Annotated in this window: 16 protein-coding genes and 1 pseudogene; 8 read left to right on the top strand and 9 right to left on the bottom strand. The window is 68.5% G+C overall.

Annotated elements, in window-relative coordinates; all coding sequences use genetic code 11:
* Positions 1-221 precede the first annotated feature (221 nt).
* Together ACV229_RS17045 and ACV229_RS17040 are read left to right on the top strand one after the other, a co-directional pair.
* Entirely contained in the window at positions 222-1421 is a 1200-nt protein-coding gene (locus ACV229_RS17045; RefSeq protein WP_448084277.1) for a benzoate/H(+) symporter BenE family transporter, read from the top strand.
* A 96-nt stretch (positions 1422-1517) separates the two neighbouring features.
* Complete coding sequence (locus ACV229_RS17040; protein WP_448084276.1) at positions 1518-1928, top strand: VOC family protein; 411 nt, start codon at positions 1518-1520, stop codon at positions 1926-1928.
* A 4-nt stretch (positions 1929-1932) separates the two neighbouring features.
* Here ACV229_RS17040 and ACV229_RS17035 read toward each other — a convergent pair.
* From ACV229_RS17035 to ACV229_RS17025, 3 genes and pseudogenes are all read right to left on the bottom strand, one after another.
* A pseudogene (locus tag ACV229_RS17035) lies at positions 1933-2154 on the bottom strand (porin); the annotation flags it as partial.
* 3 nt (positions 2155-2157) lie between these two features.
* On the bottom strand, positions 2158-3060 hold the full coding sequence (locus ACV229_RS17030) for an NmrA family NAD(P)-binding protein (RefSeq protein WP_448084275.1): 903 nt from the start codon (positions 3058-3060) through the stop codon (positions 2158-2160).
* Positions 3061-3287: 227 nt separating this feature from the next.
* The gene (locus ACV229_RS17025) at positions 3288-4223 is read right to left on the bottom strand and encodes a helix-turn-helix domain-containing protein (protein WP_448084274.1); all 936 of its coding nucleotides are present in this window, start codon (positions 4221-4223) and stop codon (positions 3288-3290) included.
* Between the two features lie 193 nt (positions 4224-4416).
* Between ACV229_RS17025 and ACV229_RS17020 the strand changes: the two genes are divergently transcribed.
* Positions 4417-4617, top strand: a complete 201-nt coding sequence (locus tag ACV229_RS17020; protein ID WP_448084273.1) for a hypothetical protein — start codon at positions 4417-4419, stop codon at positions 4615-4617.
* Between the two features lie 57 nt (positions 4618-4674).
* Here the strand turns inward: ACV229_RS17020 and ACV229_RS17015 are convergent, their stop codons facing one another.
* A complete protein-coding gene (locus ACV229_RS17015; protein WP_448084272.1) occupies positions 4675-5154 on the bottom strand; it encodes a MerR family transcriptional regulator in 480 nt (159 codons plus the stop codon).
* 68 nt (positions 5155-5222) lie between these two features.
* Here ACV229_RS17015 and ACV229_RS17010 point away from each other — a divergent pair, with 68 nt between their 5' ends.
* Positions 5223-6458, top strand: a complete 1236-nt coding sequence (locus ACV229_RS17010) for an NADH:flavin oxidoreductase/NADH oxidase family protein (protein ID WP_448084271.1) — start codon at positions 5223-5225, stop codon at positions 6456-6458.
* Between the two features lie 214 nt (positions 6459-6672).
* Here ACV229_RS17010 and ACV229_RS17005 read toward each other — a convergent pair whose 3' ends face one another.
* On the bottom strand, positions 6673-7716 hold the full coding sequence (locus tag ACV229_RS17005) for a GlxA family transcriptional regulator (protein ID WP_448084270.1): 1044 nt from the start codon (positions 7714-7716) through the stop codon (positions 6673-6675).
* Positions 7717-7818: 102 nt separating this feature from the next.
* On the opposite strand from ACV229_RS17005, the gene ACV229_RS17000 reads away from it, so the two are divergent.
* Entirely contained in the window at positions 7819-8343 is a 525-nt protein-coding gene (locus ACV229_RS17000; protein ID WP_448084269.1) for a tautomerase family protein, read from the top strand.
* 154 nt (positions 8344-8497) lie between these two features.
* Here the strand turns inward: ACV229_RS17000 and ACV229_RS16995 are convergent, their stop codons facing one another.
* The 3 genes from ACV229_RS16995 to ACV229_RS16985 all read right to left on the bottom strand — a co-directional run bounded on the left by ACV229_RS16995 (position 8498) and on the right by ACV229_RS16985 (position 12051).
* Positions 8498-9412, bottom strand: coding sequence for a LysR substrate-binding domain-containing protein (locus ACV229_RS16995; protein ID WP_448084268.1), 915 nt, complete (start codon positions 9410-9412; stop codon positions 8498-8500).
* Positions 9413-9635: 223 nt separating this feature from the next.
* Positions 9636-10898 carry an MFS transporter gene (locus ACV229_RS16990; RefSeq protein WP_448084267.1) on the bottom strand — a complete coding sequence of 421 codons (1263 nt, stop codon included), beginning with the start codon at positions 10896-10898 and terminating at the stop codon, positions 9636-9638.
* Between the two features lie 199 nt (positions 10899-11097).
* Positions 11098-12051, bottom strand: a complete 954-nt coding sequence (locus tag ACV229_RS16985; protein WP_448084266.1) for a LysR family transcriptional regulator — start codon at positions 12049-12051, stop codon at positions 11098-11100.
* A gap of 99 nt (positions 12052-12150) precedes the next feature.
* Here ACV229_RS16985 and ACV229_RS16980 point away from each other — a divergent pair, with 99 nt between their 5' ends.
* Entirely contained in the window at positions 12151-13509 is a 1359-nt protein-coding gene (locus ACV229_RS16980) for an NAD(P)/FAD-dependent oxidoreductase (protein WP_448084265.1), read from the top strand.
* 338 nt (positions 13510-13847) lie between these two features.
* A complete protein-coding gene (locus tag ACV229_RS16975) occupies positions 13848-14282 on the top strand; it encodes a phosphatase (RefSeq protein ID WP_448084264.1) in 435 nt (144 codons plus the stop codon).
* A 16-nt stretch (positions 14283-14298) separates the two neighbouring features.
* On the opposite strand, the gene ACV229_RS16970 is transcribed toward ACV229_RS16975, so the two are convergent.
* Positions 14299-15297, bottom strand: a complete 999-nt coding sequence (locus ACV229_RS16970; RefSeq protein WP_448084386.1) for an NAD(P)H-quinone oxidoreductase — start codon at positions 15295-15297, stop codon at positions 14299-14301.
* A gap of 189 nt (positions 15298-15486) precedes the next feature.
* Between ACV229_RS16970 and ACV229_RS16965 the strand changes: the two genes are divergently transcribed.
* Positions 15487-16353 carry a LysR family transcriptional regulator gene (locus ACV229_RS16965; protein WP_448084263.1) on the top strand — a complete coding sequence of 289 codons (867 nt, stop codon included), beginning with the start codon at positions 15487-15489 and terminating at the stop codon, positions 16351-16353.
* Positions 16354-16425 lie beyond the last annotated feature (72 nt).

Genomic DNA, 16425 nt, shown 5'->3' with positions numbered 1-16425 from the left:
GTTGATATCGGACGATGAATTGTCAATTCGGGCGTCTGCACCGAGAATGTCGGCACGCACCACTGCCTGTGACACCCGGCTCGAAACCGGAACGAAACCTGCGCAATACCGGCACGCCGGCCGGCCGCAGCCCGTGTGTCCCAGGCGCCGGATCCGGCCCCCGCGTTGCACCCCGCATTGTGTCCCGCGTCGCGCCCCGCATTGCCCCCATTTCCCCGACGATGACTGAACTGACTCCCCAGGCGAGCGCGCCGCGCGCGCTCCTCAGCGACTGGTCCGTATCGACCGTCACCGCCGGCTTCCTCGCCGTGCTGATCTCGTACGCGGGCCCGCTCGCGATCTTCTTTCAGGCTGCGCAGGCCGCGCATGCGTCGAGCGCGATGGTCACGTCGTGGGTGTGGGCGATCTCGATCGGCGCGGCCGTGTCGGGGTTCTACGCGAGCTGGAAACTGAAGGTGCCCGTCGTGACCGCATGGTCGGCGCCCGGCACCGCGCTGCTCGTCGGGCTGTTTCCGCAGTTGACGCTGAACCAGGCCGTCGGCGCGTACATCACCGCGGCGCTGATCATCCTGCTGATCGGCGTGACCGGCTACTTCGACAAGCTCGTGCGCCACATTCCGCGCGGCATCGCGTGCGGGATGATGGCCGGCATCCTGCTGCCGTTCGGCACGCATGCGTTCACCGCGGCGACGACGAAGCCCGCGCTGGCGTTCGGGATGATCGCCGCGTACGTGCTGTTCAAGCGTCTGGTGCCGCGCTACAGCATCGTGCTCGTGCTGCTGACGGGCGCGGCGCTCGCCGGCCTGCTCGGGATGACGCATCTCGGCGACGTGTCCGTCCACGTCGCGCAGCCCGTGTTCATCCGGCCCGAATGGACGCTCGGCACCACGCTGAGCCTCGCGCTGCCGCTCGTCGTCGTCAGCCTGACCGGGCAGTTCCTGCCGGGGATGACGATCCTGCGCGTGTCCGGCTATCACACGCCGGCGCGCCCGATCATCACCGCGACGAGCGTGATGTCGCTTGTCGTCGCGTGCTTCGGCGGGATCACGATCGTGATCGCGGCGATCACCGCGGCGATCTGCACCGGCAAGGACTCGCACGAGGATCCCGACAAGCGCTACGTCGCCGGGCTCGCGAACGGCACGTTCTACCTGATCGGCGGGATCTTCGCGAGCACGATCGTCGCGGTATTCCTCGCGCTGCCGAAGGAATTCGTCGCGGTCCTCGCGGGGCTCGCGCTGATCGGCGCGATCAGCTCGAACGTGCTCGGCATCTTCGAGGACGAGCAGCATCGCGAAGCGTCGGTCATCACGTTTCTCGCGACCGCATCGGGCATGACGTGGCTCGGGCTCGGCTCCGCGTTCTGGGGAATCGTGATCGGGTCGCTGTCGTATGCGCTGCTGAACAAGGTCAAGCGGTAGGCCGGCGGCACGGATCTGTCGTGCCGCGACAGGATCCTCCCATTCGCCACGCCCCCCGTCGGGTACACTCGGGCGAGTTCAATGGGGGCACATGCAATGCAACTTCTTGACCACGTGTCGATCGGCGTTCCTGATATTCAGGCAGCACGTCCCTTTTACGATGCCATCATGGCCGCTCTGGGCGCATGCAAGGTCTACGACCGGCCCACCGCACTCGGTTACGGCGAGCGTTGCAATGCGGACGACACGGCATCGACCTTCCTGGCCGTCTATCTGGATCCCGCCGAAATCGGAACGAACAAGCGGCACTGGTGCTTCAAAGCGCCTTCCCGCGAGCATGTGGATGCGTTTTTCCAGGCCGGCATGTCGACGGGCGGGCAGTCTGACGGCGATCCCGGATTGAGGCCTCACTACCACAGCGACTACTACGCGGCGTTTCTGGTCGACCCGGCCGGCAACCGGGTCGAGGCCGTGTGTCACGCTTCGGCAAACGAAAACAGAGACTAGAACACTAGAACATCTGCCGCAGGCCAACCGCCACGCCGACGTTGTTGGTGCGGCCGATCTTGTCCACGTTGCCGGTAGCCGGGTTGGTCACGCCCGGATAGTCGGCCGCGAATGCGCCGTTGCCGCGCGCGAAATCCGCCGTGCCATACACCTCCGTGTGCCTGGACAGCGCGTACTCGGCAAGCACGGTCGCCGAGTAGTTGACGCCCGAGCCGAGCGTGCCGTCGCGTCACGGTTCTCGCTGCATCGTCCGCTGCGCCGGTTCCACCAGCGCCGCCAGCGCGTCGGCCGGCTCGGTCGTGCCGAAACGCCGCTCGGACGCGCCCGCTTCGACGTCGATGTGCGCTGCGTTGTGCGCGTCATAGAGATCGGTGATCAGGCGCGCGTGCAGTTCGCTGAGACCGGCGCGCAGCAGCGTCGGCGTCCATGCGTCGCGCGGCAGTTCGCGCGCGACGATCGTGCGGCCCGCCGCTTTGCCGAGCGCAGCGGCGATGTCGGCCACGCTGACGCGCCGAGGCCCTTCGACGCTGACGACACGCGGCCCGCTTGTGTGTACGTCATCGAGCAGCAACTCGGCCGCAACAACGCCCACGTCCGGCGCCGAGATCGCCGGAAACAGCTTGCCGACAGGGTGATGGAGGCTCGGCAACATGCCGGTCGCGAGCGCGGTCGGCAGCATCCTCGCCCAGTTCTGCAGATGCTCGGCCGAACGCAGCAGCGTGAGCCGCGTGGCGATCGGCTTGAACCATTCTTCGAGATCGTGAAAGAGGCGCGTGATCCCCGTATTCGACGCGAGCTCCGCGCCGTAGTCCGACAGCGCGAGCAGCACGGGCGGCGGATTCTCCGCCAGCGCCGTGGCCGCCGCGTCGATCATGCGCCGCATCGTCGTTGCAGGATCAGCATCGGCGACGGGCACCGGGCACAGCATCTGCACGGCGTGCGCGCCGTCGATCGCCGCAGCGACCGAACGCGCGTCGGTCAGGTCGGCGAACACGACGTCGCAGCCGAGGTGCTCGAGCCGTTCGCGACGACGCGCGTCGCGCACAACCGCGCGCACGGGATGGCCTGCGTTGCGCAACGCGGCCGCGGTGGCCTGGCCGACGTTGCCGGATGCTCCGAAGATCACGAACATGATGTGCTCCCGCTTGATCGATGTAGGGTGATTATCGGAACACACCAGCGGCGCGGCGCACACGCCCGGATGAAACGAGCAGGCGAGGATGACGCGATCGGCAGCATCACTGTGGGACGGATGCGGTGCGCATGCTTGTCGCGTGACGCCCCGCGCGAAACCCTGCGTGATACAGGTGACGCGTCGCGATCTGCCCTTCCGGCAGGTCGCCCCAAAGAACGCGCTATTCAGGCAGCAGGAACGCGCCGGCCATCGTCGGCCATACGCGCCTCCGCATGCGCCGATTGAACGGCCGACTGCGCGGCCGACCGCGCGATCTCGCCCGGCGTCGCGCCGAGCAGGCGGTTCATCCAGTTCGCCATGTGGCTCGGGTGCGCGAACCCCGCTTCGAGCGCGACCTGGCTGATGCTGAGCCGGCCCTCGAGCAGCAGCGCCTTCGCGCGCTCGACGCGGCGCTGCACGATGTACTGGTGCACGGGCATGCCGAGCGTTTCGCGAAACAGCACCTTGAAATGCGGCACGCTGATCGCCGCGAGCGCGGCGAGTTCCGACAGCGTCAGACGCTGGTCGAGATGGTCCTCGATGTAGTCGATCACGCGCGCCGCCATCTTCGGCGCGAGCGCGTGCCGCCGGCCGCGCAGCGACGGCGCGGCGTCGACGAGCCGCACGATCAGCGCGGTGCACAGGCTTTCCGCGTAGAGCGGGTCCGATGCGTCGTCCGCTTCCAGCTCGGCGGCCAGCGCCCACGCGATGTGCTGCAGACGCGGGTCGCGCACCTGCATGCGCCGGCGGATCTGCGCCTGCGACGGCTTCAGTTCGAGCTGGTCGAACGTCGCGCGCGCGAACGCGTCGCTGAACGTAATGCGCAGGATCCGGCAGTCGGATTCGTCGGTCCATCGGCCCGGCATGCCAGCCGGGATCACGTCGGCGTCGCCGTGCGCCTGGATGCGCGTGTAGCGCTGGCCGTCGCACACGCAGTCCGCGCGGGTCGGCGCGCCGACATGCACGCCGACCCGGTGATCGTCGGCCGCCGGGATCCGGTAGGTGCCCGCCTGAATGCCGAGCAGCGCCGCGCCGAAGCCTTGCCAGCCGAGCTTCGCGCTGGAGCGCAGGCTGACCGGAACGGCAAGCTCCGGGCGCGCGGCGAGGGTCGCATCGTTCATCGCATGTTCTCTCGAAATCGCGAATCGAATGCGCATTGTGCCGCCATTCCGGCGCGCGCGCTCGTCGCCGGACCGGCCGCGGCCGGCCATGCGAAAAGGATCATCCGTTTGTGTTCGCGGCGATCCTTGCGTGCGCGCCGGCATGCGCGCCGCCCGTTACGATCGGCGCATCCCGCCTCCATCGGAGATTGCCATGCTCCACTGCTGTTCGCGGCGCACGGTGTTCACCGCGCCGCCCGCACCGTCGCACCAGGATTCGAACGCGCACGCCAACTCGGCAGGCGCGCGCGTCGCCACCGCCGGCAGCACCCTGCTCGGCCTTGTCGGCTGGTACCGGCTCGAGCAGTTGCTCGCGTCGATTCCCGACAGCAACGACGACTTCGGGGTGGTTTGACCGCCGCGCCCGCTCAAGCGATCGAATAGCCGTAGTCGGCTACCATCGCGTGAGAGCCTAGCGGCCGCCCAGCGATTTCCTGCGCGCGGCAAACTCGGGCGCAGTCGCGCCGCGCCGCGCGCGGCGTCCTGCTCCCTCCTGCGGCGCCACGGCCGGCGCGTCGCACCGCTCCATCTTGAGGCACCGTCCCGCCTCCCATTCGGTCTCGAGCGTCGCGCGGATCGCCTGCAGTTCCGCGCGCTGTCCGTCGAGCTTCGCGCGCAGTTCGTCGATCTCGCGCAGCCGCTCGTCGAGACGGGCGAGCAAGCCTTCCTTCGAGAACGCGTTCATTTCCTCGGCGACGGCGCGCATCTCGTCGAGCGAAAACCCGAGCCGCTGCGCGAGCAGGATCATCTGCAGCCGCGCGACCGACTCCTCTTCATACATCCGGTAGCCGTTCTGCCCCCGGCCCGCCGGCGGCAACAGCCCGCTCTGTTCGTAAAAGCGGATCGCGGACGTGGTCATGCCGGTCCGCGCGGCCAGTTCTCCAATCTTCATGGTGCTTGACCTTCAAGTCGACTTGAAACTTAGTATAGGCCGATCCCGTACACCGAACAGGTCCTGCGATGACCACACCGCTCTTCACCCCGCTCACGCTGCCCAACGGCGGCACCCTGCCCAACCGCATCGCGAAAGCCGCGATGGAGGAAAACATGGCCGCCCCCGGCCAATTGCCCGGCGAAGCGCTGCGGCGCCTGTATGCGTCGTGGGGCGCGGGCGGCGCCGGCCTGCTGATCACCGGCAACGTGATGATCGACGGCCGCGCGCTGACGGGCCCGGGCGGCGTGGTGCTGGAACGGAACACGCCGCTCGAGCCGTTCCGGGCGTGGGCGGACGCCGCGCGCCGCCACGGCGCGCGCGTCTGGATGCAGATCAACCATCCGGGCCGGCAGGTGATGGCCGCGATGGGCCGCGACGGCTGGGCGCCGTCCGCCGTGCCGCTCGATCTCGGCAAGCACAGCAAGCTGTTCGCCGCGCCGCGCGAAATGACCGAGGACGAGATCCGCGAGGTGATCGGGCGCTTTGCCGACACGGCGGCGGCGGCGAAGGCGGCCGGCTTCGACGGCGTGCAGATTCACGCGGCGCACGGCTACCTGCTCTCGCAGTTCCTGTCGCCGCTGACCAACCGGCGCCAGGACGCGTGGGGCGGCCCGCTGGAGAACCGGTCGCGGCTGCTGCTGTCGGTCGTGCGCGCGGTACGCGAGCGCGTCGGCGCCAGGTTCAGCGTCGGCGTCAAGCTCAATTCCGCGGACTTCCAGCGCGGCGGGTTCTCCGAGGACGACGCGAAGCAGATCGTGCTGTGGCTCAACGACGAAGCCGTCGATCTCGTCGAACTGTCCGGCGGCAGCTACGAGAGCCCGGCGATGCAGGGCCGCACCGCGGACGGCCGCACGCTCGCGCGCGAAGCGTATTTCCTGACGTTCGCGCGCGACATCGCCGCGATCGCGACGATGCCGGTGATGACGACGGGCGGCATCCGGCGGCAGTCGGTCGCCGAAAAGGTGGTCGCCGAAGGCGTCGCGGTGGTCGGCATGGCGACCGCGCTCGCGTGCATCCCGGATCTGCCGAAGCGCTGGCGCGACGGCCAGGCGGTCGACGCGCCCGGCGTCCACGTCGAGTGGCGCGACAAGGGCGCGGCCGGACTGGCGACGATGGCGCTCGTCAAGCGCTGCCTGCACGCGATCGCGGCGGGCCGCCGCCCCGCGCGTCACTACTCGCCGGTGCTGACGCTCGTGCTCGACCAGATCCGGATGCGCAAGCTGACGCGGCGGTATCGGCAGTGGAGCCCGGCGAGCGCGTGACGCCGGGCCGGTTCCGTCAAGCTGACGCAGACGGCGCTCGACGTCGGAACCGGTCGAAACCCGACTGTCTCGCAGACCCGCGCGACCGCATGACGCGGAGCCGGTTCGCATCGAACCGACGCAGACGGCGCACGACGCCGGAGCGGATCGAAGCCCGACTGTCTGGCCGCACACCCGGGACACGATCCGCGACGATCGCGCTCCCTTCGAAGCGTCATGGTTCCAATGGACCCGCGCCGTGCTCGTCCGTCGCGTCTTGCGCGAGCGAACGGGCGAAGCGCTGCTGATAGTCGCGCGGCGACAGTCCGGTCATCCGCTTGAACAACTGCCGGAAGGTGCCGAGATCGTCGTATCCGACCTGCTCGCAGACTGCCTCGACGCGATGGCTGCCCGATTCCAGCAGACGCTTCGCGACCTCGACCCGCAGCCGCTGCAGATAGCCGAGCGGCGCATCGCCGACGGCCTGCTTGAAACGCCGGTTGAGCGTCCGTTCGCTGACGGCCAGGTCGGCGGCCAGGTCCGCCAGCCGGAATCGCTGCCGCAGCGTCGCCTCCATCCGGCGCTGCGCGCGTGCGACGAGCGGATCGGTGTGTCCATGGTCGTCCACGAGCGTCGCGTATGACGTCTGCGACGCGCGCCCGGCATCGATCAGTAGCGTCTTCGCGACGAGCGACGCGAGCCGCGCGTCGGCCAGCCGTTCGACGATCCGCACCGCCAGATCGAGATAGGACGTCACCGCGCCGCCGCACAGGATGCCGTTCTGCTCCGTGAGCACCTCGTGCGCGCGCAATTCGACCTTCGGGTAGCGCCGCCGGAAATCCGTCGCCCGGGACCAGTGCGTCGTGGCGATCCGGTCGTCGAGCAATCCCGCCTCGGCGAGCAGGTAGCTGCCCGTGCAATAGGACGCAAGCAGTGCACCGGCGTCGTGCTGGCGGCGCAACGCGGACGCGAGCGCGGCCACCCGCTCGCGGCGGGCGAGAAACGCGTCCATGTCCCCGACGAACGGCGCGGTCACGAGAATCGCGTCTGCACGCTTGCGGACGTCGATGCTGCCGTCCACCGCGATCGCCTGTCCGGACGCGGCGCGCACGGGCTGGCCGTCGAGGGATTCCACGCGCCAGACGAGCTTCGGCGCGGACGGCTGCCCTTGTGCCGCCGCGCCGGCGCCGAGACGGTTCGCGGCGTTGAACACGTCGATCGGCCCGGCGACGCCCGACGCCAGAATCCCGTCGTAGACCCAGATGCGGATGATCGCCATGTTGTCCGTTTTTCCACAAGGAATGGCGATCCTGCCACTCGTCGATGCGTGTCGCAAGCCCGATCATCGTGCCACCCCAACCACCGATGACGGACGATCGCCATGCCGATGATCGACGCAACGATTCCGGAACACGCGCTGACGGCCGACGCCGAAGCACGGCTGCTGAAGGAGATGACCGACATTCTGCTGCGGGCCGAGGGCTTCGACCCGGCCAACGAGATCGCTCAAAGCGTCTCCGTGGTCTTTCTCCACCGCCCGGCCGAAACATGGGTGGCCGGCGCCCGCTCGGCGAAGCCGCGCTACCGGATCGTGCCGACCGTGCCGAAGGGGCAGTACACGGATGCGGCGCGGGCGACGCTCGTCCGGGAACTCACCGAGGCCGTCGTACGGGCGGAAGGCGGCACGCACGACGACGTCGCGCCGCGCGTCTGGGTGTTTCCGACGGAGATCCCGGACGGCCAGTGGGGCAGCCGCGGCGTCATTCGCAGGCTGCCCGACATCCAGGCCTTCATCGCCGGCGAACACGAGCGGCAGACGGGCGCGGAACGGCTCGCGCGGCGGCGGCGCGACCACGCGCGCGTCGTGCTGGAAAGCGCGCTGGACGCGATCGAGCGGACACGCTGAAAGGCGGCGCACCTTGCCGGACTGCACGGGGGAACGAGCCGGCACGGTTCGGTACGCGCCATCAGCACCCGTGTCGCGGCCACGCGAAGCAAGCACTCACGTTGCCGTACGTCCGCCGTGGCGGCGCGTCGTCAATGCATCGGGCAGACGACGATCAGGCGTCCGCGTCGGCCACCGCCAGCACCCGGCTGAAATGCGCTTCCAGCAGCTTCATCACGGCTTGCGTTTTCGCCGGAACCGGCCGCACGGGCGGACACAGCGCATGCAACTCGAAGCCTGGAACGGTATGCGCCGGCAACAGCCGGACGAGTTGCCCGGCCGCGAGCGCGTCGCGGCAGACGGGTTCCTGAAGCACGCCGATGCCCGCACCGCCGACCAGCATCTCGTAGGCCGGCCGCCAGTGACTCGTGCCGACGACGATGTGGATCGGCGCGGAGCGCACCGGTTTCGATCCGCGCGCGAGGCGTAGCTGGCCGTCGGCGAAAAGCCCCGCGACGCGAATGAACGGATGCGCGGCGAGATCGGCGGGCTTGCCGGGCAGGCCGTGCGCATCGACGTATGCAGGGGCCGCGACCAGCACGCGGCGCACATGGCCGAGCCGGCGCGCGACGAAGTTGCCGTCGCCGAGCGAGCCGAGCCGCAGCGAGATGTCCACGCCTTCGGTCACCGGGTCGATGACCGCGTCGTTCAGTACGAGGTCGACGTGCAGTTGCGGATGCCGTTCGCGAACGGCCGCCAGCACCCCCGGCAGCACGATCTCGCCGATCCCGTGCGGCGCGGCGATCCGGATGCGGCCGCGCACGACCTCGGCGCCGAGCGTCACCGCGGCCTGCGCCTCGTCGGCCGCGTCGAGCACGGTCTTGCTCTTCTGATAGAACAGCGCGCCCTCGTCCGTGCACGACACCGCGCGCGTGCTGCGCAACAGCAGCTTGACGCCGAGATGGCGCTCGAGCCGCTCGATGCGATCGCTGACGGCCGGCTGGCCGATGCCGAGATCCTTCGCCGCGCGCGACAGGTTTCCGCGTTCGACAACCCGCACGAAGATACGCATCGCGGCAAGCAGATCCATGGGTTCTCCGGTAGTGAGGTGACGTGAAGCGCCGGTCGGCAAAGCCGATGCTGCCCGGGCACGCACGCATGGCGCGGGCAAGTCGGCGGGCGCGCGCTGCACAAGACCGGAGAAGTCTGCCACGCGGCCGCGATCGGCGATACAACGCGCAAGCGCCCGTTCCCGCCGGCCACAGTCGCAAGCGGGTCGCAACAAGAGGCGAACCGCGTAACGGAAGCGCGCGCTAATCGTAGGCGCGCGCTCCGATACGCGCCGCCGGCGCCGCCCACATGCGGCCGTACGCCGACATCACCCCGAAGCTCAGCATGAAGCTCAGGCCGCCCGTCATCAGCAGGCCGAGCTCACCCAGCACCGGCAGCAGATTGGTGAAGAACCCCGTCACCACCCACGCGATCGCCATCACCGAGCCTGCGACGCCGAGCGCCCATCCCTGCCGGTCCTCGGCAACCGCGTCCGAATACGCGGTGTACATCGTCGTATAGGCGACCATGTCGAAGCAGCCGACCACCACCGCGAGCGCCCACAGCGCGGCTTCATGCGGGAACAGCGCGGACACGACCTGCCCGATGCCGGCGACGACGAGCCCGGTCTTCGCGATGTCGACGACACCCCACACCTTCAGCATCAGCCGGACGACGACCACCAGCCCGAACACGAAGCTGACGCCGATCAGCCCGCTGAACAGGCCGAGCTGCCCGCTCGTGTACTGGAAGCGCGTCTGCAGCACCAGCATGATCGTCTGCAGGTACAGGCCATAGCCGACCTGCATCAGGAAGAAGACGACCGACAGGCACGCGATCCGCGCATGGGTGCCGGCCTCGCAGATGATCCGCACGGGCAGCAGCAGGTCGATCCGCGCGCCGCCGGCGGGCGGCACGGCATCGCGATAGACACGACAGGTCCAGAGCCCGCAGGCAAGCGACAGCGCGGCGACCAGCAGGAACGGCGTGCCGTAGTTGAAGAACGGCGCAATCGTGCGATCCGACGTCACGCCGCCGAGCACGGGGCCGACGATCACGCCTGCGCTGAACGCGACGGACATGATGCTCATGTTCCAGGCCTTGTTCTCCGGCGTGCTCAGGTCAGCGATCGCGGCCTGGGCGATCCCCTGGCAGCCGGCCATCAGGCCGCTCAGCCCGCGCCCGACGAGCAGCAGCACGATGCTCGGCAAGAGCGCGCCGAGCGCCATCAGCAGGTAGCCGAGCGCGAGGCCGGACACGCACAGCAGCAGGATCCTGCGGCGGCCGTAGCCGTCGGACAGCTCGCCCATCAGCGACGAGCCGAAGAACATGAAGAACGGATAGATGCCGTACCCGAGACCGAGATAGAAGTTGCGCAGGTGCGCGGGCACATCGGCGCCGATGACGCCCGAATGCGGATCGGAAAAGATCGCCGCCATGATCGGATAGACGAGCCCGAATCCCATCGCATCGATCGCGATCGCAAGCAGGCAGGGGCCCAGCAATTTCAGGTTCAGCTTGGACATGTGTGGCCTCGGCTTTGAGTTGGACGTAACGGTAGCCGGAGGCCGCTTCCGCGAGTAGGGACGCGGCAGCGATCTGAGTCATCTGAAAAACTGATGACTGACGAACGGGTTTAGAGCGGACTTCGAGCGGGCTACGTGCGTGGCGGCTTCGGCGCGCGGGTCGCGCCGCAAACGTCACGCAACGCGCGGCGCAGTCGTATCACTTGCGCCGCCGCTCATGCGCCGCGGATGTCGCGCCGTCGATCACGGGCGCGCCCTGCTTGATCAGGAAATCACGGAACAGCGCGGTCACCTGCGAGATCCGCCGGTCGGCGAGCGTCACCACGTACCACTCCCGCTCGATCGGGTTGCCGGGGAACGGCAGCTGCTCCAGCAGCCCGGTCCGCAGTTCGAGCGCGCACGCGTGCAGCGACAGGAACGCGACGCCGAGGCCGGCCTCGGCCATCTGCTTGATCGCCTCGTTGCTCGACAGTTCGGAGCCCACATGAAAACGATATCCCGACGCCTTGAACAGGCTCTCGACGGTCGAGCGCGTGCCCGCGCCGCGCTCGCGGACCAGCAGGTGCGCGGATTCGAGATCCTTCAGCGCGACACGCTTGCGCTGCGTCAGCGGGTGGCCTGGCGCCGCGACGAACACCATCGGATGCTTCGCGAACTCGACCGCATGCGTGCGCAACTCCTTCGGCGCGCTGCCCATCACCGCGAGATCGATTTCATGCGTCGCGAGCATCCGGATGATGTCGTCGCGGTTGCCGACCTTGAAGTACGTCTTCACGTGCGGGCGCGTCGCCGTGAATTTGACGAGCAGCGGCGGAATCAGGTACTCGGCCGTCGTGATCGCGCCGATCCGCAGCGTGCCGCCGAGATCGCCGGTCAGCGCCGCCACTTCGTCGCCCGCCTCGCTCCACAAATGCAGGATCTCGCGCGCATAGCGGGCGACGATCTCGCCGCCTGCCGTGAGCTGCACGCCGCGCCCCACCCGCTGCAGCAACGCGGCGCCGACGGCCTCCTCGAGCAGGCGGATCTGCAGCGAGACGGCCGGCTGCGTCAGGTTCAGCTCCTCCGCCGCCCGCGACACGCTGCCGAGCCGCGCGATCATGTCCAGCGCCTTCAGCTGCCGGAACGTCGCCGTCTTACCTATTAGTGAATACATATGAGTCGCCTATAAACATTAAATTGTTTTAGCGGAACCCAGACTATATCGTCGTATCTCGAAATCTGTCATCTGCAGCAAACAGCCTGGAGAACAAGCATGGTCAATAACCAGTTCACCCCTGCCACGGACAGCGCGACGCGCGTGCCGTGCATCGTGATCGTCGGCGGCGGCGCCGGCGGCCTGCAACTGGCGACGCGCCTCGGCGACACCGTCGGACGACGCGGCCTGGCGGAGATCGTGCTGGTCGATCGTTCTCCGACGCACTTCTGGAAGCCGCTCCTGCACGAGGCCGCGTCCGGCCATCGCGACCCGGCATCGCACACGATCGAATACGCGGCGCAGGCGAAGCGCCACGGCTTCCGGTTCGTGCAGGGCGAGCTGCAACGCGTCGACCGCACACGGCGCACCGCGACGATTGCCGCCGTCGTCGACGCGGACGGCGCGCAGATCCTGCCGCCGCGCGACGTGCACTACGACGACCTCGTGCTGGCGGTCGGCAGCGTGACGAACTTCTTCAACGTGCCGGGCGCGGCGCGCCACGCGCTGCCGCTCGAAAACGTCGAGCAGGCCGAAGATTTCCGCCGCAAGTTTCTCGCCGCGTGCACGAAGGCCAACCACGTCGCGGAGCAGCAGCCTGCGCAGCGTCCGCAGCCGGTCTGCATCAACGTGATCGGCGCCGGCGCGACCGGCGTGGAGCTCGCGGCCGCGCTCCGGCATGCGATCAACCAGCTGACCACGTACCGGTTCAAGGCGCTGGAGCCGGACCGCGACGTGCGCATCCGGCTGATCGAGGGCGGCCCGCGCGTGCTGCCGGTGCTCGACGAGCGTCTGTCCGCGCGCATGCAGGACCAGCTTCGGCAACTGCACGTCGACGTGCTGACCGGCACGCGCGTCGCCGAGGTCACGCATGACGCGGTCGTGACCGCGACCGGCGAGCGTCTCGCGAGTGACATCACGATCTGGGCCGCGGGCGTCGCGGGGCCCGCGTTCCTGCGGCAGATCGGCGACATCGCGCTGACTGCGTCGAACCAGGTGATCGTCACCGGCACGCTGCAGACGCCGGACGATCCGCACGTGTTCGCATTCGGCGATTGCGCGGCGTGCCCGTCGGCCGGCACGCGCGGTGTGCTGCCGCCGCGGGCGCAGGTCGCGTACCAGCAGGCCGTGTATCTCGGCCACGCGTTCGCGCGGCGCCTCGCCGGCAAGCCGGTCGACGGCTTCACGTTCCGCGATGCCGGCACCGTCGTGTCGCTCGGCCAGGCGGGCGCGGTGTTCCAGGCGGAACTCGGCGTGCGCTCGCGCTCGCTGATCGTCGACGGGCTGGCCGCGATCGGGCTGTACAAGTTCCTGTACCGCAAGCACCTGTTCAGCGTGTACGGCGCGAAGCGCACGCTGCTGCAATCGCTGAGCCACTGGCTGCAAAGCCGCAACCAGCCTTCGATCAAGCTGCATTGACGATCGGGAAACGGCGGAACGCGTATCGGGCGCAGGTTGCCCGATACGCGTTTCGTGCGTTTCGTGCGTTTCGTGCGTTTCGTGCACATCGGGAACACGGTCGGCGCGATCGTTGCAATCGGCGAAACACCAATTTGGTGCGTATCGTTGCTCCGTGGTTTGCAAGCGCACGGCGATCGGACGCTCGCGCGGCCACACGAACGGGTGCGCGCGGATATATTAGCCAGAACCTATGAATCGGTTAAAAAGATTAATTGGTTCTGTAATCCATTTAAAAGATAAGGTGTGGCATTCCCGTCAGCGAACGGATCGTCACGTTACTGGAGAGGAGCATCATCGTGGTCATCGAAGCCATCGTTACACGACTCGACGCAGCGTTTGAACAGATCGAAGCGACACCGGACTCGCGGGAATCGCAGCATCAGCGCGACGCGATCATCGAGTGGCTCGACAGCGCGTCGGCCGAAGGCTATCGCCTCGGCCTCGTGACGACCTTGCCGGCGTCGCGCCTCAGCGCGATGTTCGAAGGTCAGTTCGGGCTCGCGAACCTCGACCGCTTCTCGGTTGTCGTCACCGACGCGCATCAGCCGTCCGTGGCCGCGAGCCAGCATCCGTTCGACGTCGCGCTGCACGCGCTCGGCGTGCCGCGCGAATGCGCGGCGGCCGTCGCGAGCAGCGAGCCCGAGCGCCGCGAGGCCGAAGACTACGGCATGTCGCGCTGCGTGCGGATCGCCGACGTCGCGCGTTCGGCTGCACCGCTGGGCCATTGCTGACGCAGCGCGCATCACATCACGCGGCGCGCGCCGCGTCCGTCGTCAGCACGATCTTGCCGATGTGCGCGCCTGAATCCATCAGTGCGTGCGCATCGCGCGCGTCGTCGAGCGCAAAGGTCCGGTAGATCAGCGGTTTCACCGCGCCGCTGCGGATGTGCGGCCACACCGACCGTTCGAGATCCTCGATCAGCTGCGCCTTCTCCGCGGGCGTGCGCGAGCGCAGCGTCGAGCCGATGTGCGTCAGGCGCTTCGCCAGCATCGGGAACAGGTCGAGTTCCTTCGCCGGCCCCTTGATCACGCCGATCTGCACGATGCGGCCGTTCATCGCGGCAGCCGCGTAATTGCGCGCGACGTAATCGCCGGCGACGATATCGACCACCACGTCGACACCGCGCCCGTCCGTCGCGCGCATCACCGCGTCGACGAAATCCTCGTTCAGGTAATTCACCGCCACGTCGGCGCCGAGCGCGATGCTCGCGTCGCGCTGTGCGTCGGAGCTGATCGTCGTGATGATCTTCGACGCGCCGAACGCCTTCGCGAGCATCGTCGCCGTGGTGCCGATCCCGGACGCGCCGCCGTGGATCAGCACGCTGTCGCCCGCTGCAAATCTGCCGCGCTGGAACAGGTTCAGCCACACCGTCATGAACGTCTCGGGCATCGCGGCCGCTTCGATCGTCGACAACCCTTCAGGAATCGCAAACGTATTGCCCTCGTGCGCGACCGCATATTCCGCGTAGCCGCCGCCCGGGACCAGGGCGCAAACGCGATCGCCGATCGCAAACCGCGTGACGTCGCGCCCGAATGCGACAACTTCGCCTGCGATCTCGAGACCCGGAATGTCCGACGCGCCGGGCGGCGGATCGTAGAGACCCTTGCGTTGCAGCACATCGGGGCCGTTCACGCCGGCCGCGTGGACGCGGATCAGCACTTCGCCGGCGGCCGGCACGGGAACCGGCCGCGTCGCCGGCACGAGCACGTCGGGGCCACCCGGCCGTGCGATCTCGATCGCGGTCATCGCCGCGGGAAGGGTTTGCGTGAGTTGTGACACGGCTTGATCCTCTTCAACAGGCCGGATGCGCTGCGACTCCAGGCCACTCGCCGGAGCGCCGCATCCGTCAGGGAAAAGTGTAGGGATGCCGCCCGCGCTTGACACGCAGCGAATTGCCGAACGTATGATGCAAATTTGCATCACGCTGGAGGCCGCATGAACTGGGACGACGCGCGCATTTTCGTCGCGCTCCATCGGGAAAAGACGCTGCGCGCCGCCGCGCGCGCGCTCGACATCGACCAGGCGACGGTCGGCCGCCGGCTCGCCGCGCTCGAGCATGCGCTCGGCGCGACGCTGTTCCTGCGCACGTCGAAGGGCTACGAGCTGACGCCCGTCGGCCGGATCGCGATCCGCGCGGCCGAGGCGATGGAGCTGTCCGCGCACGATCTCGTGCGCCATACGCAGGGCGTCGACAAGCGGCTCGCCGGCGAGGTGAAGGTCACGACGACGGACGCACTCGCGCTCGAATACGTGATGCCTGCGATCGAGCGCCTGCACGCGAAGCATCCGGACGTGTCGGTGATGCTCGACACGTCGACGGAGATCCTCAATCTCGCGAAGCGCGACGCCGACATCGCGATCCGCACCGTGAAGCCCGCGAACCCCGACCTGCTCGCGCGCCGTCTCGTGCAGTGGGAAGTCGGGCTGTTCGCGTCGCCCGACTACCTGCGGCGCCGCGGCGAGCCGGTGCCGGGCGAGCATTTCGCGGGCCACGATCTCGCCGTCTACCAGCCGCACATCGCGGCGGCCCGCGCGCCCGCATTCATCGGCGAACCGCTGACGCACGGCCGCATCGTCGCGCGGCTGAACGCGAACCTGACGCTGCGCGCGGCGCTCAAGGCGGGGCTCGGCATCGGCCAGCTGCCGGTGCCGATGGCCGAGCGCGACGGGCTCGTGCGGATCTGGCCCGACCGCTCGGGCGACGTTTCGTACGACATATGGCTCGTCACGCACCAGGACCTGCGCCACACCGCCCGCATCCGCGTGGCGATCGACGCGATCGTGTCCGCGTTCGGCGGCTGAGCGCCGTGCGGCGCCGCGGCCGGAACCCGGGCCGGAAAGCGTCGAAAGGTAGATTGACTATGATTGTCTATA

Source organism: Burkholderia sp. MR1-5-21, assembly GCF_053427715.1.
The sequence above is the reverse complement of the archived record's forward strand: the minus strand, read 5'-3'. Positions and strand labels throughout refer to the sequence as shown.

Coding starts and splice junctions, on each gene's coding strand:
- ACV229_RS17045 (WP_448084277.1), top strand. CDS start 222: ATGACTGAACTGACTCCCCAGGCGAGCGCGCCGCGCGCGCTCCTCAGC.
- ACV229_RS17040 (WP_448084276.1), top strand. CDS start 1,518: ATGCAACTTCTTGACCACGTGTCGATCGGCGTTCCTGATATTCAGGCA.
- ACV229_RS17030 (WP_448084275.1), bottom strand. CDS start 3,060: ATGTTCGTGATCTTCGGAGCATCCGGCAACGTCGGCCAGGCCACCGCG.
- ACV229_RS17025 (WP_448084274.1), bottom strand. CDS start 4,223: ATGAACGATGCGACCCTCGCCGCGCGCCCGGAGCTTGCCGTTCCGGTC.
- ACV229_RS17020 (WP_448084273.1), top strand. CDS start 4,417: ATGCTCCACTGCTGTTCGCGGCGCACGGTGTTCACCGCGCCGCCCGCA.
- ACV229_RS17015 (WP_448084272.1), bottom strand. CDS start 5,154: ATGAAGATTGGAGAACTGGCCGCGCGGACCGGCATGACCACGTCCGCG.
- ACV229_RS17010 (WP_448084271.1), top strand. CDS start 5,223: ATGACCACACCGCTCTTCACCCCGCTCACGCTGCCCAACGGCGGCACC.
- ACV229_RS17005 (WP_448084270.1), bottom strand. CDS start 7,716: ATGGCGATCATCCGCATCTGGGTCTACGACGGGATTCTGGCGTCGGGC.
- ACV229_RS17000 (WP_448084269.1), top strand. CDS start 7,819: ATGCCGATGATCGACGCAACGATTCCGGAACACGCGCTGACGGCCGAC.
- ACV229_RS16995 (WP_448084268.1), bottom strand. CDS start 9,412: ATGGATCTGCTTGCCGCGATGCGTATCTTCGTGCGGGTTGTCGAACGC.
- ACV229_RS16990 (WP_448084267.1), bottom strand. CDS start 10,898: ATGTCCAAGCTGAACCTGAAATTGCTGGGCCCCTGCCTGCTTGCGATC.
- ACV229_RS16985 (WP_448084266.1), bottom strand. CDS start 12,051: ATGTATTCACTAATAGGTAAGACGGCGACGTTCCGGCAGCTGAAGGCG.
- ACV229_RS16980 (WP_448084265.1), top strand. CDS start 12,151: ATGGTCAATAACCAGTTCACCCCTGCCACGGACAGCGCGACGCGCGTG.
- ACV229_RS16970 (WP_448084386.1), bottom strand. CDS start 15,297: ATGACCGCGATCGAGATCGCACGGCCGGGTGGCCCCGACGTGCTCGTG.
- ACV229_RS16965 (WP_448084263.1), top strand. CDS start 15,487: ATGAACTGGGACGACGCGCGCATTTTCGTCGCGCTCCATCGGGAAAAG.